General features: G+C 56.4%; 23 protein-coding genes. 9 read left to right on the top strand and 14 right to left on the bottom strand.

Going from position 1 to position 21,459, the window contains the following annotated elements; all coding sequences use genetic code 11:
- Nucleotides 1-293 precede the first annotated feature (293 nt).
- From VM554_15615 to VM554_15590, 6 genes are read left to right on the top strand one after another with little or no spacing between them, the layout of a single operon-like run.
- Nucleotides 294-788, top strand: coding sequence for an NAD(P)H-dependent oxidoreductase subunit E (locus VM554_15615; protein ID HVJ09805.1), 495 nt, complete (start codon nt 294-296; stop codon nt 786-788).
- Nucleotides 788-2,431 (top strand): NuoF family protein, encoded by a 1,644-nt coding sequence (locus VM554_15610; GenBank protein ID HVJ09804.1) that lies wholly within the window; start codon nt 788-790, stop codon nt 2,429-2,431. Before VM554_15615 ends, VM554_15610 begins: the two co-directional genes overlap by 1 nt.
- Nucleotides 2,428-3,141 (top strand): bidirectional hydrogenase complex protein HoxU, encoded by a 714-nt coding sequence (gene hoxU, locus VM554_15605; protein ID HVJ09803.1) that lies wholly within the window; start codon nt 2,428-2,430, stop codon nt 3,139-3,141. The genes VM554_15610 and hoxU overlap by 4 nt, the downstream gene beginning before the upstream one ends.
- Nucleotides 3,138-3,671: a hypothetical protein gene (locus tag VM554_15600; GenBank protein HVJ09802.1), complete on the top strand. Its 534-nt coding sequence runs from the start codon at nt 3,138-3,140 to the stop codon at nt 3,669-3,671. Before hoxU ends, VM554_15600 begins: the two co-directional genes overlap by 4 nt.
- A gap of 11 nt (nt 3,672-3,682) precedes the next feature.
- Nucleotides 3,683-5,104, top strand: a complete 1,422-nt coding sequence (locus tag VM554_15595; GenBank protein ID HVJ09801.1) for a Ni/Fe hydrogenase subunit alpha — start codon at nt 3,683-3,685, stop codon at nt 5,102-5,104.
- A 1-nt stretch (nt 5,105) separates the two neighbouring features.
- A complete protein-coding gene (locus VM554_15590; protein ID HVJ09800.1) occupies nt 5,106-5,567 on the top strand; it encodes a hydrogenase maturation protease in 462 nt (153 codons plus the stop codon).
- Between the two features lie 168 nt (nt 5,568-5,735).
- Here VM554_15590 and VM554_15585 read toward each other — a convergent pair whose 3' ends face one another.
- The 3 genes from VM554_15585 to VM554_15575 all read right to left on the bottom strand — a co-directional run bounded on the left by VM554_15585 (nt 5,736) and on the right by VM554_15575 (nt 11,006).
- Entirely contained in the window at nt 5,736-6,752 is a 1,017-nt protein-coding gene (locus VM554_15585; GenBank protein ID HVJ09799.1) for a dihydroorotate dehydrogenase-like protein, read from the bottom strand.
- On the bottom strand, nt 6,752-10,381 hold the full coding sequence (gene nifJ / locus VM554_15580; protein HVJ09798.1) for a pyruvate:ferredoxin (flavodoxin) oxidoreductase: 3,630 nt from the start codon (nt 10,379-10,381) through the stop codon (nt 6,752-6,754). The genes VM554_15585 and nifJ overlap by 1 nt, the downstream gene beginning before the upstream one ends.
- Before the next feature lie 316 nt (nt 10,382-10,697).
- On the bottom strand, nt 10,698-11,006 hold the full coding sequence (locus tag VM554_15575; GenBank protein ID HVJ09797.1) for a hypothetical protein: 309 nt from the start codon (nt 11,004-11,006) through the stop codon (nt 10,698-10,700).
- Nucleotides 11,007-11,279: 273 nt separating this feature from the next.
- Here VM554_15575 and VM554_15570 point away from each other — a divergent pair, with 273 nt between their 5' ends.
- From VM554_15570 to VM554_15560, 3 genes are all read left to right on the top strand, one after another.
- Complete coding sequence (locus VM554_15570; protein ID HVJ09796.1) at nt 11,280-11,546, top strand: FeoA family protein; 267 nt, start codon at nt 11,280-11,282, stop codon at nt 11,544-11,546.
- Nucleotides 11,546-13,429 carry a ferrous iron transport protein B gene (gene feoB, locus VM554_15565; GenBank protein ID HVJ09795.1) on the top strand — a complete coding sequence of 628 codons (1,884 nt, stop codon included), beginning with the start codon at nt 11,546-11,548 and terminating at the stop codon, nt 13,427-13,429. The genes VM554_15570 and feoB overlap by 1 nt, the downstream gene beginning before the upstream one ends.
- Before the next feature lie 254 nt (nt 13,430-13,683).
- Nucleotides 13,684-15,306, top strand: a complete 1,623-nt coding sequence (locus VM554_15560) for an ATP-binding cassette domain-containing protein (GenBank protein HVJ09794.1) — start codon at nt 13,684-13,686, stop codon at nt 15,304-15,306.
- 453 nt (nt 15,307-15,759) lie between these two features.
- On the opposite strand, the gene VM554_15555 is transcribed toward VM554_15560, so the two are convergent.
- The 11 genes from VM554_15555 to VM554_15505 all read right to left on the bottom strand — a co-directional run.
- Nucleotides 15,760-16,092, bottom strand: a complete 333-nt coding sequence (locus VM554_15555) for a hypothetical protein (GenBank protein ID HVJ09793.1) — start codon at nt 16,090-16,092, stop codon at nt 15,760-15,762.
- 57 nt (nt 16,093-16,149) lie between these two features.
- The gene (locus VM554_15550; protein ID HVJ09792.1) at nt 16,150-16,389 is read right to left on the bottom strand and encodes a hypothetical protein; all 240 of its coding nucleotides are present in this window, start codon (nt 16,387-16,389) and stop codon (nt 16,150-16,152) included.
- Nucleotides 16,390-16,394: 5 nt separating this feature from the next.
- Nucleotides 16,395-16,625 carry a hypothetical protein gene (locus VM554_15545; GenBank protein ID HVJ09791.1) on the bottom strand — a complete coding sequence of 77 codons (231 nt, stop codon included), beginning with the start codon at nt 16,623-16,625 and terminating at the stop codon, nt 16,395-16,397.
- A 4-nt stretch (nt 16,626-16,629) separates the two neighbouring features.
- Nucleotides 16,630-17,415, bottom strand: a complete 786-nt coding sequence (locus VM554_15540) for a hypothetical protein (GenBank protein ID HVJ09790.1) — start codon at nt 17,413-17,415, stop codon at nt 16,630-16,632.
- Nucleotides 17,416-17,417: 2 nt separating this feature from the next.
- On the bottom strand, nt 17,418-17,618 hold the full coding sequence (locus VM554_15535) for a hypothetical protein (GenBank protein ID HVJ09789.1): 201 nt from the start codon (nt 17,616-17,618) through the stop codon (nt 17,418-17,420).
- Between the two features lie 123 nt (nt 17,619-17,741).
- Nucleotides 17,742-19,553: an SGNH/GDSL hydrolase family protein gene (locus VM554_15530; protein ID HVJ09788.1), complete on the bottom strand. Its 1,812-nt coding sequence runs from the start codon at nt 19,551-19,553 to the stop codon at nt 17,742-17,744.
- Nucleotides 19,554-19,580: 27 nt separating this feature from the next.
- Entirely contained in the window at nt 19,581-19,925 is a 345-nt protein-coding gene (locus VM554_15525; GenBank protein HVJ09787.1) for a hypothetical protein, read from the bottom strand.
- A gap of 237 nt (nt 19,926-20,162) precedes the next feature.
- Entirely contained in the window at nt 20,163-20,432 is a 270-nt protein-coding gene (locus tag VM554_15520) for a hypothetical protein (GenBank protein ID HVJ09786.1), read from the bottom strand.
- A 6-nt stretch (nt 20,433-20,438) separates the two neighbouring features.
- Nucleotides 20,439-20,897, bottom strand: a complete 459-nt coding sequence (locus VM554_15515; GenBank protein HVJ09785.1) for a hypothetical protein — start codon at nt 20,895-20,897, stop codon at nt 20,439-20,441.
- Nucleotides 20,897-21,241 (bottom strand): hypothetical protein, encoded by a 345-nt coding sequence (locus tag VM554_15510; protein HVJ09784.1) that lies wholly within the window; start codon nt 21,239-21,241, stop codon nt 20,897-20,899. Before VM554_15510 ends, VM554_15515 begins: the two co-directional genes overlap by 1 nt.
- 4 nt (nt 21,242-21,245) lie before the next feature.
- Nucleotides 21,246-21,459 (bottom strand): hypothetical protein (locus VM554_15505; protein HVJ09783.1); only part of this gene is annotated, 214 nt, incomplete at its 5' end.

Below are 21,459 nucleotides of genomic sequence, written 5' to 3'. Positions count from 1 at the left end.
CATTGAGTTCTCTGCAACGCATGCAAGCTCGTTTGACCGCATGAATGTTATGTTCCGGTTGATTGCGGCGCAGTGATCGATGCCCTGTCTCCCCGTGACGGCTGTCACTGCTACTTCTCCACCTCCAGCACTATAAAGACCGCAGATCTTGCAAGACATGATTTTGGGGCTGAAATCCTCAGTTTCGGTCGTCTCATGCATGGCTGAAGGAGTATTGGGAAGCCAGGAGAAAGACAGCCGAAAAGGGTGACAAACCAACCCGCGCATGTTGCAGGAAACCAGCAGGAGGAAACGTGCCAGCTTATCAAATGCCGCCTCTGCCATCCGAAGACAAACGATGGAAGATCGTGAATGGAACTATGCGCCGCCACGGCTATGCGCGTTCGGCACTGATCGAGACACTTCACACAGTTCAGTCTTCCTTTGGATTTCTGGACGATGATTCCATCCGATTCGTTGCGAAGTCGCTTCGCGTACCGTTGAGCCAGGCATATGGAGTGGTCACGTTCTATCACCACTTCAGCCTGAAGCCACCCGCGGAACATACCTGCACGGTTTGCACCGGAACCGCCTGCTACATCAAGGGTGCCGACAAGCTGATTGCCGCAAGCGAAAAATTCCTGAACATCAAGCAGGGAGAAACCACCAAGGACGGCAAGATTGCCCTGATGACGGCGCGTTGTGTCGGCGCCTGCGGCCGCGCACCGGTGGTACTCATCGATGGAGAACTGGTGGCTCATCTCGATGGCGCCGGCATGGTGGAGCAGTTTGAAAGGTGGCAAGCCTGATGGACCTCCAAGAACTGGAACAGATTGCCGACGGCGTAAATCAAGAGCGGCAAAAATTCGATTACGAAGTCAACGTGTGTATGGGCACGGGCTGCCTGTCTCAGCACAGCGACAAGATCAAAGAAGAGATTTCGAAAGCTGCGGCAGCATCCGGCAAGAAAGTTTTTGTACGCAGAACAGGCTGCATGGGGTTGTGCGCGGCTGGTCCCCTGGTTCTGATCGAACCAACGGAGGTTCTCTACAAGGGCGTGACGGTCGAGGATGCCGGGCGCGTTGTCGACAGCGTGGGCCAGGCGGCGATCCCGGAGTTGCATTGTGACCTCAGGGCGCACTTCGACGATCAGGTTCACGTGGTGCTGGAGAACTCCGGCCGCATTGACCCGGAAAAGATCGACGACTACATCGGCCGTGAAGGATATCAGGGTCTGCTGAAGGCGCTCACCGAGATGACGCCGGCTTCTGTCATCGACCAGATCTCCAAGAGCGGATTGAAGGGACGTGGCGGTGGTGGTTATCCCACGGGCCTGAAGTGGGGCACGGTTGCCAAGGCAGTCGGCGAACCCAAGTACGTCATCTGCAATGGCGATGAAGGTGACCCTGGCGCGTTTATGGATCGCAGTGTTCTGGAGAGCGATCCGCAGCGTGTGATCGAAGGCATGACGATCGCTGCATACGCGGTAGGTGCAAGCCGCGGCTTCTTTTATGTACGCGCTGAGTATCCGCTCGCCGTCAGCCGCCTCACCTCTGCTCTTCGCGATGCGCGCCGTCGCGGCCTGCTCGGCAACAACATCTGCGGCACTGACTTCGATTTTGATATTGAGATCAGGCTCGGTGCGGGAGCCTTTGTCTGCGGGGAGGAGACGGCTTTGATCGCCTCCATCGAGGGCAAACGCGGAACTCCAAAACCCCGTCCTCCCTATCCCGCGGTTTCCGGTTTGTTCGGCAAGCCGACCCTCATCAATAACGTCGAGACCTTTGCCAACATCCCTCCGATCATTCGCAATGGCGGCGAGTGGTTTGCACAGATGGGTACGGAAAAGAGCAAGGGGACCAAGGTCTTCGCACTCACTGGAAAGATCACCAACACCGGGCTGGTGGAAGTGCCGATGGGAATGACGCTGCGTCAGATCATCTATGGAATCGGTGGCGGCGTTCCCGATGGACATAAGTTCAAAGCCGTGCAGACCGGAGGACCATCCGGCGGCTGCATTCCCGAAGAACATCTCGACCTCGCCGTTAGCTACGAATCGCTGATCAGCGTGGGGTCCATGATGGGCTCCGGCGGCATGATCGTCATGGACGACACCTCGTGCATGGTGAACGTAGCCCGCTTCTTCGTAGAGTTCTGCATGACGGAATCCTGCGGAAAGTGCATTCCCTGCCGCGCCGGAACTGCTCAGATGTATGGGCTGCTGACCAAGATCTGCAACGGCGAAGGCACGTACGATGACCTGGACCTGCTGGTGGATCTCTGCGGAGTCATCAAGGACACGAGTCTATGCGGTCTGGGTATGACTGCTCCCAACCCTGTGCTCAGCACTCTTCGTTACTTCAAGAATGAGTACATCGATCATATCGAGCACAAGCGCTGTACCGCCGGCGTATGCAACATGTCCGCCGCGGCTGAGGAGGTGAGAGCATGAGTGCTGCCGTTGACGTAAAAACACTGGTTATCGATGGGCAGGACGTGAGTGCCCGTGCCGGCCAGACCATTCTGGAAGTGGCGCGAGAGAACAACATTCCCATCCCCACGCTATGCCACCTGGATGGCCTGAGCGACGTTGGCGCCTGCCGCCTCTGCCTGGTCGAAATCAAGGGAGTCAACAAGCTTCTTCCTGCCTGTGTGGCCACCGTAGATGAGGGGATGGAGATCACCACCAACTCCGAAAAGCTGAAGAAATACCGCCGCACGATTCTGGAGATGCTATTCGCGGAGCGCAACCACATCTGCTCTGTTTGCGTTGCCAATGGGCATTGCGAATTGCAGGCAGTGGCCCAGTCGCAGGGTGTGACGCATGTGCGGCTGCCGTATCGCAATCCCGTTCTGCCGATCGATGCTTCGCACGAGCGGTTTGTCGCCGATCACAATCGCTGCATCCTGTGCTCCCGCTGTGTACGCGCATGCGCGGAGATTGAAGGCGCTCATGTGTGGGATGTCATGGGCCGCGGAATCGACTCCATCGTTATCACGGATCTCCACGAGCCATGGGGTTCTTCTACCTGCACCCGCTGCGGCAAGTGCGTCCAGGTATGTCCGACCGGAGCGCTCTTCGACAAGAGCAAGGTGGGAACCGATCATCCGAAATATCCTGACTTCCTGATAAACCTGAACGTGATGAGAGAAGGACGATGAGCAAAATCAAACTAGCAACGGTCTGGCTGGATGGCTGCTCTGGATGCCACATGTCCTTTCTGGATATGGACGAGCGCCTTATCGAGTTGAGCAGCAAATTCGACCTCGTATTTAGTCCGATCGTGGACTTCAAGGTCTTTCCGGACGAAGTGGATATCGCTCTGGTAGAAGGCGCAATCAGCAGCGTGGAAGATGAGCACAAGATCCGCCACATCCGCAAGCACACCAAAATGCTGATCGCCATGGGGGATTGTGCGGTCGCGGGGAATGTTCCTTCGATGAGGAATCAGTTCGGGGTTGAGAACATTACCGACCGAGCCTTTTTCGAGACTGCCAGCCTGCAACAGCAGGTTCCCTGCCAACTCGTTCCCAAGCTGCTCGCGAAGGTGCGCCCAGTGCATGAGTTTGTGCCTGTCGACGTCTTTCTGCCGGGATGCCCACCCTCCGCGGATACCTTCTACACAGTTTTGAGTGAATTGCTGGCCGGCAAGACGCCGGACATTGCCAGCCTAACCCGCTTTGGTGCGTAGGAGAGATCACGATGTCGCAAACGATTACGATTGATCCCGTAACACGCCTCGAAGGTCACGGCAAGATCACGCTGAAGACCGACGACAACGGCGCTGTGCAGGAGGCCTTCTTTACTGTCACCCAGGTGCGCGGTTTTGAGAAGTTCTGCGAGGGACGTCCATTCTACGAGATGCCGAGCCTGATGGCGCGCATCTGCGGTATCTGCCCTGTCAGCCATCTGGTCGCCTCTGCAAAGGCCTGCGAAGCCATTATGTCGGTGGAGATTCCGCATACCGCAGCACAACTGCGCCGCATGCTGAACCTGGCCCAGATGGTACAGTCGCATGCGCTGAGCTTCTTTTACCTCTCCTCGCCCGATCTGCTGCTGGGCATGGATGCCGATCCCGCCGTACGCCACCTGTTCGGCGTAGTGCAGGCAAAGCCGGAACTGGGCCGCGGAGGCGTTCGTCTGCGCCGCTTTGGGCAGCACATCATTGAGCTGCTCGGAAACAAGCGCATCCATCCTGGGTGGGTGATTCCTGGCGGCGTAACCGAGCCGCTCGCCAGCGCCAAGCGCGATGAGATCCTGGCGATGATTCCGGAGGCTTACGCCAACATCAAGTATGCTCTGCACTGGTATAAGCAGATCTACCCGAACTTCAAGAGCGAGATCGACTCATTCGCGAACTTCCCTTCCCTCTTTCTGGGTCTGGTCAACGAAGACGACAGCATCGAGTTCACCGATGGCGCGCTGCGGCTGATCGACGCCGAGGGAAATATTCTGAAGGACGGGATAGAAGCCGCGCACTTCGAAGAGAATTTCGGCGAGGCAGTCGAGCCTTTCTCCTACATGAAGTTTCCATACTACAAACCTCTCGGCTACCCGCAGGGAAGTTATCGTGTCGGCCCCCTGGCCCGGCTGAACATCGCCAGCCACATGGGAACGCCGCTTGCGGACCAGGAGCTAGTCGAGTTCAAGCAACTGGCGAAGGGGCCGGTGCTTGGTTCCTTCCACTACCACTACGCTCGCCTCATCGATATCCTCTACGGCATCGAAATGATTGAGCGTATCCTTAGCGATCCGCTCATCCTGGACAAGCATGTGCGAGCAACCGCCGGGGTCAATCGCCTGGAAGGCTTCGGAGTCGCGGAAGCTCCACGCGGCACCTTGATGCATCACTACAAGGTAGACGATAAGGGGCAGATGCTCTATGCCAATCTCATTATCGCGACAGGCCAGAATAACAACGCGATGAATCGGGGAGTTCTTCAAACCGCGCAGAAGTACATCAGCGGCAAGAAGCTGGAACAAGGCATGCTGAACCGGGTAGAAGCAGTGATCCGCACCTTCGATCCCTGCCTGAGTTGCTCGACCCACGCCTTTGGCCAGATGCCGCTCTCGATTGAACTGGTCGCGCCAGATGGTTCGCGGCTCGATGAGATCCATCGCTAGAGTGGCTCGCCAACTGGTTCTCGCCTGCGGCAATCCGCTGCGGGGCGATGATGGAGTGGGCTGGAAGATTGCCGCAGCGGTGGAAAACGATGCTTCCCTGCCGGGCGTCGAAGTGGTAATCGCGCAGCAGTTGGCGCCTGAACTTGCAGAGACGATCAGCGGAGCAGATACGGTCATTTTTGTAGACTGCTCCGCGATTTCTTTGCCGGGAGAGGTATCGACGTTCCCGGTCGAACCCACGCCCGGCACCAACGGAAGCCTGACCCATCACGTGAGCCCATCGGCACTGCTGGCCCTGTCGGAGGAACTCTTCGGTTCGCTCCCGCGCCGTGCCATCGCAGTTACCGTTGGCGGCAAATCATTTGAGCTCGCAGAGGAGTTGACCGACGAAGTAAGCTCCGCCCTCCCACGAGCCGTACAAGCAATTCGACAGGCACTGCGGGACGACTCCGCCGAGGTCTGAAGCCTCCTCCAAAAATCTAACCTGCTCGATCCGACGCGATCTTCTTCAGTAGTCTCGCAGCCCTGCGCCAAACCACTAAAAGTAGATAAATAGCGGAAATGAAAATGCCACCACAATCCGTGCAGGCATTGTGGTGGCACAGGGACTCTTGGAGTTGCACCGGCGCGTCTACTGCAGCGTCGTCGGCTTCTCCATCGTGTAAGAACTCAGAGTCTTGATGTAATTGCCGCGCTCGAAAGGCGAGGTATCCGGTACTGAACGCCGGCTCAGACTGCCACGCATCTGCCGAATCGATTCATACTCATGTTCGGTCATCCAGCGAACAATCTGCTCGCGCAGGCTGGTAAGGTGGTCGATGCCCTGAACGTGCAGTGCGGAGGCCATCATGGCAACCTGGGCACCCGCCATCATTGTCTTCAAAACATCTTCCGCGGTATGGACGCCGCCCGTAATGGCAAGGTCGGCCTTGACGTGGCTGAAGAGGATCGCGACCCAGTGGAGCCTCAACAGCAGTTCTTCCGAAGTGCTGAAGTGCAGGCTGGGAACGACGTCCAGGTTCTCAATGTCAAAGTCGGGTTGATAGAAGCGGTTAAAGAGAATGAGCCCGTCTGCTCCTACCGCATCCAACTGCGTTGCGAGGTTGGAAATGCTGGTGTAAAAGGGCGAGAGCTTAACGCTCACCGGAATACCGACGCTCGCCTTCACCTGGCGAACCAGTTCCACCACTCCCTTTTCCACGTCCATGCTGGAGATCAGCGGATCGGTGGCAAGAGAGTATGTGTTCAGTTCGAGCGCATCCGCACCTGCCTGCTCAATATCCTTCGCAAAGCGAATCCATCCTCCTGGCGTCACGCCGTTGAGGCTGGCGAGGACAGGGATAGAAACGGCTGCTTTTGCCTTGCGCAGATGCTCCAGGTAAGTCTCATGGCCCTGGCGGTAATCATCGAATTTGGGCAGATAATCCAACGACTCGGCGAAGGACTCCGTTCCGCGAGTCAGATCCTTGTCGAGTGCCCGGCTCTCGAGAATCAACTGCTCTTCGAATAGAGAGGAGAGGACGACTGCGGAGGCTCCGCAGTCTTCCATCCTCCGAATGGTTGCAATGGACTGAGAAAGCGGGGTGGAAGAGACCACCAACGGATTCTTCAGCTTCAGCCCTAGATACTCTGTTGACAGGTCAATCATTACTCTTCACCTTCCTTCGCGACGGCAGCGACTTCGCTGGGTTTTTCAGGCGGCGCGATTCCCGGAGTGGCACTGCGGCCCGCCATGGAAGCGCGGCCGGAGTAAACACGCCACTGACGCTCGACATCATCCTGTGCTTCGCGGAGCAACATCTTCGCGGCCTCCGGATTACTGCGAGCCAGCATGGTATAGCGAGCCTCGTGGTAGCTGTATTCCTTCAACGCAATCGCAGGCGCCTTGGAGTCAAGGAGAAACGGATTCTTCCCTTCCTCGCGGAGCATCGGGTTATAGCGCATCAGTGGCCAGTATCCCGAGGCGACCGCGGCCTTCTGCTGGTCCAGACCATGCGACAGGTCATAGCCGTGTGCAATGCAGTGGCTGTACGCGATGATCAATGCTGGCCCGTCATAGGCTTCCGCTTCCTGGAAGGCCTTGACCGTGTGCATGTCCTGAGCGCCGATGGCAACCCGCGCCACATACACCGAACCATAGCTGACCGCTTCCATCGCGATGTCCTTCTTGCTCGTCCGTTTACCGGCCGCGGCGAACTTCGCAACAGCTCCCCGTGGGGTCGACTTCGACATCTGGCCACCGGTATTGGAGTAGGTTTCCGTGTCGAGCACCAGGATCTTGATGTTCTTCCCGGAGCCCAGCACCTGATCTACGCCGCCAAAGCCGATATCGTAAGCCCAGCCATCGCCGCCGACGATCCACACGCTCTTGCGAACCAGAGAATCCACAATCGGAAGCAAGGTCCGCGCCGCGATGGAATCCGCAGTCTTCAGCTTCTTGCGGATCTCCTCTACGCGAGCCCGCTGTGCAGTAATGTCCGCCTCGGTCCGCTGTTCCGCTTCCAGTGTCTCGTGGATCAGTTTGTCACCGAGGATCGAGGAGAGGCTGCTCAAGAGCCCTTCCGCATACGTCTTCTGCTGGTCCAGGGCGCTCCGCATGCCGAAGCCAAACTCGGCATTGTCCTCAAACAAAGAGTTGGACCATGTCGGGCCGCGTCCCTGCGGATTGACCGTGTAAGGCGTGGTCGGCAGGTTGCCACCGTAGATCGACGAGCAGCCAGTTGCGTTGGCGATGTACAGGCGGTCGCCAAAAAGCTGCGTCAGCAGTTTGATATATGGTGTCTCACCGCAACCTGCGCAGGCGCCGGAGAACTCAAACAGCGGCTGCAGAAGCTGGATGTCCTTCACCTGCGTGTGCGAGAGCTTGCTGCGATCGACTTCCGGCAGGGACAGGAAGAAGTTCCAGTTCTCGCGCTCTGCCTCGCGCAATGGCGCCTGCATCTCCATATTGATCGCCTTGTGCTTGGCTTCGCTCTTGCTCTTTACCGGGCAGACCTCCACGCACAACTTGCAGCCGGTGCAATCTTCCGCCGCCACCTGCAGGCTGTAGAGATCCTGCTCCATACCGCGCCACTTCGCCTTGACCGATTTGAAGGTAGGCGGAGCTCCTGCAGCCAGCGGAGCGTCAAATACCTTGGCGCGGATGACTGCATGCGGGCATACCATGACACACTTGCCGCACTGGATGCACAGATCCTTGTCCCAGACCGGGATAATCTGCGCGATATTCCGCTTCTCCCATTGCGCTGTAGCAGTGGGGAACGTTCCGCCCGCCGGCAGCGCACTTACCGGCAACTCGTCGCCGTGCCCGTCGGCGATCCTGCCGAGAACGTCCCGCACAAATGCAGGCGCCTTCGCGGGAATCGTCGGCAGAATTTCGAAGGTCGCTGTCACGGTGGCTGGCACCTTTACCTCATGCAGGTGTGCGAGGGCTGCGTCCACAGCGGCAAAGTTCTGCTGCACTACGGCATCACCACGTTTGCCATAGGTCTTCTGGATGTACTTCTTGATCTGCTCAATTGCCTCTTCTCGCGGAAGTATGCCGCTGATAGCGAAGAAGCATGTCTGCATGATGGTGTTGATGCGATTGCCCATTCCGGCGCCGCGCGCAACCTGATACCCATCGATCACGTAGAACTTCAACTGCTTGTCGATGATCTCCTTCTGCGTCTTGCGTGGAATATGCTGCCAGACCTCCTCCGCACTGTAAGGCGCGTTCAGGAGGAAGACCGCGCCCTGGGCCGCGGCTGAGACGATGTCCATCCTCTCCAGGAAGGAGAACTGGTGGCAGGCCACGAAGTTCGCCTTGGTAATGAGGTATGTGGAGCGAATCGGATCCGGGCCGAAACGTAGATGCGAAGTCGTCAGAGCTCCGGACTTCTTGGAGTCGTAGACAAAGTACCCTTGAGCATAGTTCGGCGTGTTGGCGCCGATGATCTTGATTGAGTTCTTGTTCGCACCCACCGTACCATCTGAGCCGAGGCCATAGAACAGAGCGCGTACGGTGCGCGGGTTCTCGGTGGAGAACTCGGGATCGTAGGCAAGGCTGGTGTGCGTCACGTCGTCGTGAATGCCGATGGTGAAGTGATTCTTCGGCTGCGGCTTGCTCAGCTCGTCGAAGATGCCCTTGACCATGGCGGGAGTGAATTCCTTCGATGACAGGCCATAGCGGCCTCCGATAATGCGCGGCATCTCCGCAAACTTCGTCTTGCCTTCGGTGAAGGCCTCGCTGAAGACGGTAACCACATCCTGATAGAGCGGTTCACCTACAGAACCTGGTTCCTTGGTGCGATCGAGAACCGCGATCTTGCGAACCGTCGCCGGCAATTCGTTCAGAAATGCTTCGGAGGAGAAGGGGCGGAACAGCCGCACTTTCAGGACGCCAATCTTCTCGCCCTGGGCGATCAGGTTCTCAATTGCCTCTTCCGCCGCGCCCACGCCCGAGCCCATCAGGATGATGACGCGTTCGGCATCCGGTGCGCCAACATAGTCAAACAGCTTGTAGCTGCGGCCCGTCTGTTTTGCAAAGCGGTTCATCACGTCCTGCACAATCGTCGGGCAGGCCAGGTAGTACGGATTGGCGGCTTCGCGGGCCTGGAAGAACACATCGGGGTTCTGCGCGGTACCACGGAGGATCGGGCGATCGGAGCTCAAAGCGCGCTCGCGATGCGCAACCACATACTTGTTATCGAGCAGCGCACGGATATCGTCATCCGAGATGGGAATGATCTTGTTAACTTCGTGCGAGGTCCGGAAACCATCGAAGAAGTGAACGAAAGGCACACGGGATTCCAGCGTGGCGATATGGGAGACAAGAGCGAGATCGGCTGCTTCCTGTACGGAATTGGAGCAGAGCATTGCGAATCCCGTCTGGCGGCAGGCCATCACGTCGGAGTGATCTCCGAAGATGGACAGCGCGTGCGTCGCAACCGTGCGGGCCGTTACATGCATCACCGCTGCGGTCAATTCGCCAGCGATTTTGTACATGTTCGGGATCATCAGCAGCAGGCCCTGCGATGCGGTAAACGTCGTGGCGAAGGCTCCAGCCTGAAGCGCACCATGCAAGGAACCGGCGGCGCCACCTTCACTCTGCAGTTCTTCGACAATAGGCAGGGCACCCCAGATGTTCTTCTTGCCCTCGGATTTCCATTGATCGCACCACTCTGCCATCGGGGACGATGGTGTAATCGGATAGATCGCGACAACCTCGGCGAGCCGGTACGCTACCGACGCGGCTGCTTCGTTGGCGTCGAGAATGACCGTATTTGTGTCCTTCATGCTTCTCCCTTCATCCCAGTCAATGGCACAAGCGGTCTTCCGACCTCACAATGGCTCCGCGAGCTCCTGTATTGGGATACCTAAGACAGTCTCCTCCTGAGGCTCCTGCGGCGCTGTGACGAACAACACATCAGGTCCAGCAAAACGGAATCAGGGTTGTCGTCGCCCTACTCCGACTCTTGGAAAACAGGGCTGGCACACCACGAAAACGCATAGATGCCAATTATTTGTGTCGACAGATTATGTCGATCCTATTTTTAGTGGGTTCCATTTCAAGGAACACTCAGGAGGTCGTTAAAGCGGCATGCGGACATCCTCACAGAAGATTGCGGGATGCTGCCAGCAGAAATTCCTGCAGCAGGCTCCCCCATTCCTCTGCAAGCGACACGGCGGGAGTGGCTCTGCCAGCCCTGTGATACCAATAGGCCGCATTTGCCTCATCCCCCTGTTTGCGATGAAGATATGCGTGCGCCCTCATCCCCTGATCGGTTTCCAGGGAATCGACCTGTGCATGCGCCTGCTCCCAATCTCCTCTTGCGTCCCACCACAACGCGCGAAGAGGCGCCGCGAACGCCATAGGCGGAGTGTTTTGCGACAGGGATTGCTGGAAGTCTTCCGGTGTCATTTGGGCTGATTTTAGGCGACCCATGTGACCGTTATCACATAAACCAGTGACATATTTCTGATACAAGAAAAGCAACACCAAAGCATAGATGAAGTAACAAGCAGACGAGTGGGAAGCCAAGGAAAGTGGTGCCAAGGAAAACAAGGCAACGCCTTCCCGTCTTTCCGCCCGATAATGAGATGGGATTAGGGTTGTAATTCAGACCCAAATGGTCGTATACTCAAAGTCGGACCAAACAAGTCGCACTTGGACCGACCGACGCAAGGCGGGCAAATGCAGAAGCGCAAGTTGAACGTACTGAGTGAATTGAAGGTTGGGCAAACTGCGATCGTCAGCAAACTGAATCTGCCGCCCACCGTGCAATACCACCTCATGCATATGGGTATCATGCCGGAAGCCAGTGTGCTTGCGCTGCGCCGCGCTCCTGCCGGAGATCCTACAGTTTATGCCGTAGATGGGATTGAGATAGCCTTGCGGCGGGAAACAGCGCAGTCTATTGTGATGCGTCCACCTGCGAATCTGGTAGAAGAGGCTGGTTAATGAGCTGCTGCACCCCGCCGACCATTGATCTCCCCATCGCACCCAAGGTTGCGGGTGAGATCCACACGGTCGCCCTTATAGGCCCTCCGAACTCCGGTAAGACGACTCTTTTCAATCGCTTGACCGGAATGCGGCAGAAGGTCGCCAATTATCCCGGGGTCACCGTCGAGCAAAAGATCGGCCACCTTAGCGGTATAGGCCGGCGCGACCTTACCCTGATCGATCTACCCGGCATCTACACGTTCGATTCCTATTCTGAAGATGCTCGCGTTGCGGTGGATGTTCTGAAGGGCAATATGCCGGGCACTCCGATGCCCGACGCTGTCCTGCTCGTTCTTGATTCCCTGCACCTGACACGCCAACTCATGCTGGCCGCTCCCATCCTGGCGCTGGGTTTGCCGACGCTCATTCTGCTGAACATGACGGACCTGATGGAGCAACGCGGCGGCACTGTCGATCCGCTAAAGCTGGCCAAGGAACTGGGCGCTCCGGTAGCGCAGATCAGCGCAAATAAGGGCACCGGGTTGCAGGCCATTAACGTGTTCCTGAATCAGCACTCCACGGTCGCTCCCTTCCAGCTTCCGGTGATCGGGAATGCGGCCAGCACGCACCAGTGGGCTGTCCAGATCAGTTCCAAGACGGGATATAAAGCTCCGCTTTCCGCAGAGACCAGCCTGAAGATTGACCGGATTCTGCTGCATCGCATCTGGGGTCCACTGTTGTTTGTGGTAGTGGTGATCGGCGTATTCCAGTCGATCTTTACCATGGGGCAGCCGCTGAGCAATGCCTTCGGCAACCTGCTTTCGGCCCTGGGATCGCAGATTCGTCCCCTTATTCCCAGTGAGTGGCTGCAATCACTCGTGATCGATGGCGCGTGGACCGGCGTTCAGTCGGTTCTCGTCTTTCTGCCGCAGATCCTGCTGCTGTTTCTCTTTATTGGCATTCTGGAAGATTCAGGATACCTGGCGCGTGCTGCGCTGATTTCCGATCGCACGATGCGCAGTATTGGCCTCAACGGCAAGGCGTTTATTCCCCTGCTTTCTGCGTATGGATGCGCGGTACCGGCGATCATGGCAACGCGCACCATCGAGAACAAGCGTGACCGTATTGCTACGATTCTCGTCGCGCCGTTTATGACGTGCTCGGCCCGTCTGCCGGTCTACATGCTGATTATCGCGGCCTTCATTCCGAATCGCCCTGTGCTGGGAAGCTTCTTCGGGCTGCGGGCCTGCGTCATGCTCTCGTTGTACCTGCTCGGGTTTCTTGCAGCGCTGCTGACGGCGCGGCTGCTCAAGTCTTCGATCCTGAAGAGCTCGGTAACGCCGTTCATCCTGGAATTACCGCAATACCGCTGGCCGACCCTGCGTTCCCTGGGTTTGCGGCTCTATGATCGTGCTCGCGTCTTTCTGCATCAGGCGGGCACAATCATTGTGAGCGTCACGATTGTGCTCTGGATTCTCGGTCACCTGCCCATGCACGGCGGCAAATTCCCGCTGCTGGCGGATAGCGCAATCGGAAAGCTCGGCCAGTGGATTGAGCCGGCCATCCGTCCGCTCGGCTTCAACTGGAAGATCGGCATTGGCCTGCTGACCTCGGTGCTTGCGCGGGAGACAATCGTGGGCACGCTGGGCACGCTCTATGGCACCGATCCGGCAACGCAGTCGCTGGGCCTGCAGGCGGCTTTGCGCCAGGACATTCACCTGGGCGGCGCTATTGCGCTGATCGTGTTCTTTGCCTTTGCCATGCAGTGCACCTCCACCATGGCCGTGGTGCGGCGCGAGACGAATAGCTGGAAGTGGCCGGTACTGCAGTTCTCCTATATGTTCGTACTGGCTTATACCGGCGCATTCATTGCGAATCAGGTCATTTCGCGCTTCTTTTAACAAAGGGCATTTCCGATTTTTTAACCTTTCGGTTCGATCTCGAACGGCGCTGGTATTTCCTGCTCCGTCGAATCTGTGAGAACCTAGTAGAAAGGGCGGCTTACACCGCAATCCATCTGGATTGGACGCCGCCCGAGGTTTCCTCCGTTTCCATCGCACGGGACAAACTCAAAGACAAGCTGGGAAGCAAAAGCGACTCCCGCTGAACCGCGCTCCAACGAAGAAACGCAACATTCAACAAGAGATAAGGGAAGATGATTTCAGTCAGCAACGTGAGTATGCGCTATGGGTCGAAGGTTCTCTTCGAAGACGTATCGATCAACTTCATCGCAGGCCGCCGTTACGGCTTGACCGGTCCAAATGGCGCGGGCAAATCGACCTTCATGAAGATCCTGACCGGCGAAATCGATGCTCAGAAGGGCTCGGTCGTCCGTCCGCGGAAGTTCGGCGTGCTCCGTCAGGATCAGTTCGCCTTCGACGCGTATCGTGTGATCGACACCGTCATTATGGGCAACAAGGGCCTATGGTCGGCATTGGAGGAACGCGAAAAGATCTACTCCAAGAGTGAGTTGACGGATGAAGATGGAATGCGCCTCGGCGAACTGGAAGGCATCGTAGGCGAAGAGGATGGTTACACGGCCGAGAGCGATGCGGCGATTCTGCTGCAAGGCCTCGACATTCCCGATGAGATCCACGAGCGCAAGATGGGCGAGCTGCAAGGTGGGCAAAAGGTCCGTGTGCTGCTGGCCCAGGCCCTCTTCGGCAAACCACAGGCGCTGCTGCTCGATGAGCCTACGAATTATCTGGATCTTGACTCCATTCACTGGCTGCAGGATTTTCTCCTCCATTTCGAAGGATCGCTGATCACCATCTCTCACGATCGCCACTTCCTGAACAGCGTGTGCACGCACATCGCCGATATCGATTATGAGACGATCATCACCTACACCGGCGGCTATGACGAGATGGTGCTGGCCAAGACCGGAATCCGCTCACGCCTGGAGGCGGAGAACGCCCAGCGCGAAAAGAAGATTGCCCAACTGAATGAGTTCATTGCGCGCTTTGCCGCCGGCACCCGCTCCAGCCAGGTTACGAGCCGTAAGAAGGAAGTCGAGCGCCTGCAGACAAACGACCTGGCACGCTCGAACATTCAACGCCCGTACATCCGCTTTGACATGCTGCGGCCATCCGGCAAACATGTGCTCGAAATCGAGGACCTCTCCAAGAGCTATGGAGACCTGAAGGTGATCCAGGGCTTTAACTCGGCGGTGATGCGGGGAGAAAAGGTCTGCCTGATGGGGCGCAATGGACTCGGCAAGACAACCATGCTGAAATCCCTGCTGGCGGGCAATCGCGATCTTGAGGAGCCCGGCTTCACGACAGATGGAGGTTCGGTGAAGTGGGGCCACGAGGCGCAGATCGGATACTTTCCGCAGGACGTATCCAACATTATTGAAAAGGGGATGACGGTCTCCGATTGGCTGCACCAGTTTGATCCGAAGGCCACCAAAGAGGATATCCGGGGACTGCTGGGCCAGATGCTCTTCAGCGGCGAAGAGGGGCTGAAGCCAACCGACGCGCTCTCGGGCGGTGAAGCGGCGCGACTCCTTTTCTGCAAGCTGATGCTGGCAAAGCCGAACATCCTGATCTTCGACGAACCCACGAATCACCTGGATCTGGAGTCGATCAATGCGTTGAATATCGCGATCCAGCGTTACGAAGGCACCGTGCTACTGGTCACTCACGATCACGACCTTATCGACGAAGTTGCGACTCGCATCTGGCATTTTGACAACGGAACCATCGAGGACTTCAAGGGGCCGTACGAAGAGTACGCCAGTAACCGTAGTAGAATCAGTAACTTACTGATTCCTTAGGGTCGTAAAAATCGTAAAAGTAATAGAAATCGCTCATTTTTGTACACCCGTTGTACACGGCGGCCTAAAATGAGCGGTCTGTTGATCGAGTACAAAAATGGCTCCTTTAAAATCAGCAACTTACTGATTCTAAAGGAGCGTAAAAAGCGTAGAAGTAGCAGAAACTCACCAAAAATGTACATGGAGCGTACACGGGATCTCGATCACCGGTAAAAATCCTGCCTCCCGATAGTGCAAGTTTTTGGGTGTGTGACAGAGCCCGATTCAGGCACACTCCTGCGACGGCACGCATACCGGCTTCGCCGTCCCCGCGTGCTTCCCGCCAGAGGCAGAGGGCCAGTGTGTGCTCATCATCCGGGGTGGTAGGTATTGTCTGCATTGTCAGACCTCCCAAAAACTGAGGCCGCCCCCATGACGGAGGCGGCCTCATATATATAGATACGTGCTACTGGATTACTTTTTTGCTGTGAGGCTGGCTGCGAAGGCAGCGATAGAAGGGTAGGTCGCCACCAGAGCCTCGATGCTCTGGATGACCGCGATATCCAGCCCGGCATCCTGCAGTTTGGTTTTTACCGCTGCATCACCGCTATGCAGCACCGCAGCCAACTCTCCCATAGCGGCATAGGCCAGCTTCTCTGCGGAGACGGCAAGCGGACCGTAGACCGGGATCGCAGCGGTGACCGACTCGACCACAGCAGCAGTCGCCATGACCTTGGGCAGGTCGTTTTTGACGGCTGTAAAAAACGAGGCAAAAAAATGTCCGACACTCTTGAATGTTATGGCCATAGGTGTACGTCCCTCCTTTGGGACGGCGTTCTTGGGTTAGGTTTTGCGTGGATGTATCTACTTCGAAGGAGGAGGAATCGGGGACTGGCGGATGTAGTTTCTGATGGACAGCCCTACAGTCGTCACGATGACAAAAGACAGGTGCTTCAGACCATTTGTCGAGTAGTACATGCCGGTGGTTACCGCATCGAGCACCGCGCCGATGGCAGCGGACTCGATCACCACCCAGAGGCCACCATAATAGGGATGCGTGGTGAGCCACACTTTGGCGGATTGAATCGTGTCTGTAATGTTCATATATGCTAATCCTCGTATATATCGTTATTCGACAAAATGGTCCCTCCACATGCGGAGGAGCCAGCGGATAGGGAAGCGATCCACTCTACGTGCTTGGCGGTGAGCTTTGCATATTTCTTCCCCCGCAGGGTGAGTAGCTCTATCCCCCGTGGACCGTCGATGTAGTAGCAGAGTTTTTGACCTGTCACGGAATAGATAGGCCGCCTGACCACCCGCTGGACTCCGAACCCGATCATGGCGCTAGGCTCCTCTCTTGTGGTGTGACCGCTTGCCGGTGTAGGTCTTTCCCTCTAGGGAGCAGGTGCCATCCGTGATGATGACCGGATTGACATTGAACGCGCCACCTGACCGCACATCGACGACGCCAAAGCCATTTACCCACATATTGCTTCGGCCTCGACCATACCGGGGAGCGGTGTGGCTCAGGCAGGGGAGGGAGATAGCTGTCCAGCGCTCTGACTCATGCGCGGGACTGGTCCGGGTGTAGCTCTGTAGTGTGTGATGGTGCCCATAGACGACGGACCTAGCCCAGACATCCACACACTTTTTAGCGTGGTTTACTCCGCCACCTATGGTGTCCCCGTGGATGACGTATAGCTTGCCAATCTGTGTGTGTCCCCCCTGCTGGATGACCTCATACTTTCGCTCTGCGAGTCCTAGCAGGTCAGGGAGGTCGAGCAATCCATCCAGCTCCGGGTTAGTCTCTTTGTACTGCTCGGTCAGCCAGGCCTCATGGTTGCCCATCAGGAAGCGCTTGTCTGTACCCGGTTTAAGTGCCGCATCCACAGGATCGAGGATGTATTTTTTGAACCCATCCAAGTTAGACCTCAGGGCTCCCTGAGGCCGGTAGAGTGGCTGAGACGCGGTGTGATGACTGATGCAGGCTAGATCTAGCTGGTCGCCCCCGAAGATGAAGCCATCGATATCATTCTTCCGTGTGTAGTCCAGCACACACCGCCACGAGAGGTCGTCATGCTCGGGGTAGTGTATATCAAAGGCCAGTACATACCTCTTAGATGTCCCCATATCTATCGATGCCCCAGAGAGAGCAGGTGCCATGCGATACCGCTTAGTACGGAGATAGATACGGCTACCCCATACAGCTTGTTTTTTAGCCCCTCGATCCTCTCCACCCTGCCTATGAGTCCGATATGTCCATTCCCCTCCAGAGATTTTCGTAGCGCTGCTGAGTCTGCTGTCAGGGTGGCGAGAGCCGCTGTATGCAGCATCAGAGTCTCGCGTATCCATTCATAGTCGTTCTGGCTAGGAAAAGTGGGAGGGGTAGTCTCATGCATGGCGGTCTGGTCCTTATCGGGGGGATGGGTAGAGCAGAGAGAGGGAGTGAGGAGGAGCTACTTGACGCGGAGGCCGGTGTCTGTGCTGGCTCCACAGGTACTACCATCTACAGTCAGTGCACCGACTGGCAGAGTACCCGCAGTAGTGCAGCGATACACAGCTATAGCGCCACCACCAGCGGATATAGTCCCGCTCACCTGTAGGTCGTCATTGATCCTCATAGGCTGAGGATTTATCCCCGAGCGGGGGATCGCTAGCACCGTGGTGACAGCATTAGACGCATCATTCACCATCCAGAGGTTAAACGTGCCAGCCGTGTCCGGGTAAAACTGCCACAGCTTATTGTCTGTTCCCGCAAGCGAGTTATAGAACACCTGCGTAGGTCCATAGGTAGGGTTAGCCCCCATGAATACCCCAGAGCCGGGGTAGTTTGTGGAGACGGGACCAGTAAATGATCCTGTCGGAGTCGAGCTGCTGCTACCCCACACCCGCACTGGATCGATCAAGGTCTTAGCTAATATGTCGTTGTAGATGGGGTTTTTGCAGTTACCCGGATGGATATGGACTGGCGGTGTAGACGTACCCGCAAAAGGCTGATCCATCATGCAGGTCTGCACCGCGAAGTCATTGTCTGGCATCAGGCCATACAGGTCGATGAATACCGCCTGATAGTCTCTCGCGGCCTGAGCATACCCGTTTCGCAGTTGCTCGTAATAGGTAGCTCCACGACCATTGGGATTGTCGTTGACCGCAGACGGCATCTCCAGCACTACGGTCATCTGATCCACATTCTTCGATGCCCGGATCGTTGCCAGACCGCTACGGATGTTGGCAATGGTCTGAGCAGGAGTGAGTCCCCAGAATGGGTCATTGATACCCCACCGGACTACATAGACGTCAGGGGATGTCGCTAGGTCCGAGGCTAAAAAGGTGGATACCCAATCAGCAGTATCTTTACCCGACTGACCGGAATTGGAAGTTGTTATATTAACCAAACCCGCAGACGAAGCCGACGCAGCGAACAATTTATCCACAAGGTAGGCGTTATTGGTGATGTTGACTCCCTGCGTCGTAGAGTCACCGCTAAATAGTACCTTGGTCGCTGCTCCTCCCTGTATGTTAGCCATCCAGTGGCTCATGTATTCCTGCCCGAATACCAGACGAGGAGTCGCATAGGCATAGCTGTTAGCTTGCGCCGTAGTAGCGGTCACGGTCGCATTCGACGAGTTGAGCGATGTCTGATTGACCGTCTTCAGCAATCTTCCCGGACCGGTAAAGGGTACACCGTAGACATTGCTCAGACTTGGAACCCAGAATTGTCCTGGAGGCAACGTGAACGATGCACTACTTCCGAGATAGCTACCCACCTGCGCAGCGATAGCAGCATTCACCCTGCTGGATACGTCCTTGGTCCCCGTAGCATCGGCAGAGCCCAGCGTGATATCCGGGACTATCATAGGTACGCTGGTAGTCGGATCGTAACTGTCGAGACTACAGGTAGTCCCGGTGCACCATGATCCATCGACTACTACCCGGCTATAGATAGATGTCCGCTGGCTGTCCGCATCGAACACCGTGATCCTGTATTCAGCATTGAGACTAGCTGTGCGAGGGTCCGCCACCTGTAGAGTCGCTGCACCATTGCTGATGGTGGAGCATGCAGAAAGAGGCAGGACAATACCACCACCCTGCACACCAATAGACAGTGGCTGATCGCTGGCATCGGTAGCAGTAGCGCAGAGCTTACCAGCTCGCACTAGGTGACTTCCACCGGCATAGAGCTTGCTCGCGCTGATGGTGACAAAGCTGCTCTGAGCATAGGAGAGCGAGGCCGCGCAGAGCAGCAGGGCAAGGATATATTTTCTCATTTTGGGGGATTCCTCTTTGGTGGCTTTTTAGATCTTGACGGGTTTTTTAGTGGTCTTGTGCTGACTCGGGATAGAGTGCCTCATTGCGTTCTCCGCGCTGTCATTCACCCGACCCTGCATGATGGTCTGGAATTTGTCTGGAGCGGAATCTAGCAATGCTGTCTCATCGTGGGAGAACCTAGCAAACACTGTGCTAGTCGGCACACGTACATAGTTGCCCAGTAGCTCATCACGGATGAGAGTGGCTTTCCATGCAGCATAATCTGCATCGCTGATGGTCTTGGCCTTGTGCATCTCGGGATAGTGGATCGTCTTGTCCGTGCAGAGCTGCACATGGACCTCAGCCTCTCTCCGTGCGGGGTTGAGCGTCATGGCTACTCCACAGTCAGGACAGAGGACAGTACCGTCTTTTTGCATTAGTCCAGCCTGCTTTGCCATCTCCGGAGACAGAGACGCATGGCAGCAGGTGCAGGGGACGTTAGGATCTGCGCAGCTAGGGCACTGACAGACGTAGAGAGCCGGATACTCGTGGATGTGCATGACTGGATCTCGGTAGCAGTAGTGATCGAGCGATGCGAGGAGAGATGTCTTTTTATTGGGCATGGGGAGTTATACCTTTGCGACTACTGCGCCATTGCTGTAGGTGTATTTATCCAGCCCGTTGGCGATTAACATGTCATGTGTCGCCTGGTCGATACCGACCGGTTCCTGCATGGGATGGTCCGATCCAGAGAGTGGAGCACCGCTCGCATCTACCAGAGGGTTGCCGTTCGCGTCTTTGTACTCCACCCGGTTTATCAACGGAACAATCGTAATAGTGGGGTCACCGCAAACGTGCACGATGTTTCCTCCTGAATCGTACTCAAGAAAATAGATCATTTGTCCTCACATGTAGATGTAGGAAACATCTGGATAGGTGGCCGCATTAAATTGATCGTTGACCCAGAGATCATTCGACATCACCTCGAAGTTGCCGCTCACCACGTTGTCGACCTGGTGGGAGACTTTGTACAGTGGCGCAGTGCTCCACGTATTATTTACCGTGTTGTAGGTATGCTTCGTAGCGGGGAAATAGGCAGCCAGCCATACATTAGGTTCAAACCCCGATACGGTGTAGACCGTCGCATACTGATTCGATCCAAGCACCACGGTCCCGCTACCCGGCGCGAGTGTTGCACTGGCTACTCCTGTCAGCAGATTCCCCGAGGCATCGCATAGCCCTACCCCGTTTGCTGTTAGCTTCGCCAGAGGTGTACCTGTACCGAGACATAGCTGACCGTTATTGTCGATCTGCAGCAGTTGGGTAGTTACACCGCCAGATTCATCGTTTATCAGGATGGGCATTAGATCACCGTGTAGGTTACGTTGCTGATCGCGGTGGTTGTCCCGTTTGCCAGCGTGATTGTGGTAGACGTGGCGGAAACATAGATGCCAGCAGAGCATGAGCCGCATCCAGTTTTACCCGTGTAAGAGGCTGTCACCTGCGAGTACAGCGGTATGGTAGCGACTACCCCCGAGGTGCGGAGTAGGGCAGCCGACGGAACGCGGGACCGCGCCAGCTTAGAACCACTCAGCAGGGCAACTCCATTCAGGGTTATAGGTCCTGACGGAGTTGCCGATCCTACCTCGACATTAAGAGAGTTATCGGAAGCGAATCTCTGTGTGCCATCGTTGATTATGAATGACATTGGTTCACCAGATTACATAGTTGAGGGTCACGGACACTGTAGAATTGTTCGTCCATGTGGCCGCCGTCAGGGTTATGGTGTCGGGGGGCCATGTAGCCGTTGCAGATGGCAGATTAGAGAGGTTGTAGTTGACAACTAGCTGCTGACCTACCGCCAGCGTGGTAGATCCGCTGAGGTACTGCCCTACACCCGGACCGCAGATACCATTGCCAAATAGC

The sequence above is a fragment of the Acidisarcina sp. genome (assembly GCA_035539175.1).
Taxonomy (GTDB): domain Bacteria; phylum Acidobacteriota; class Terriglobia; order Terriglobales; family Acidobacteriaceae; genus JANXZS01.
This window is presented reverse-complemented; position numbering and strand designations above follow the sequence as displayed.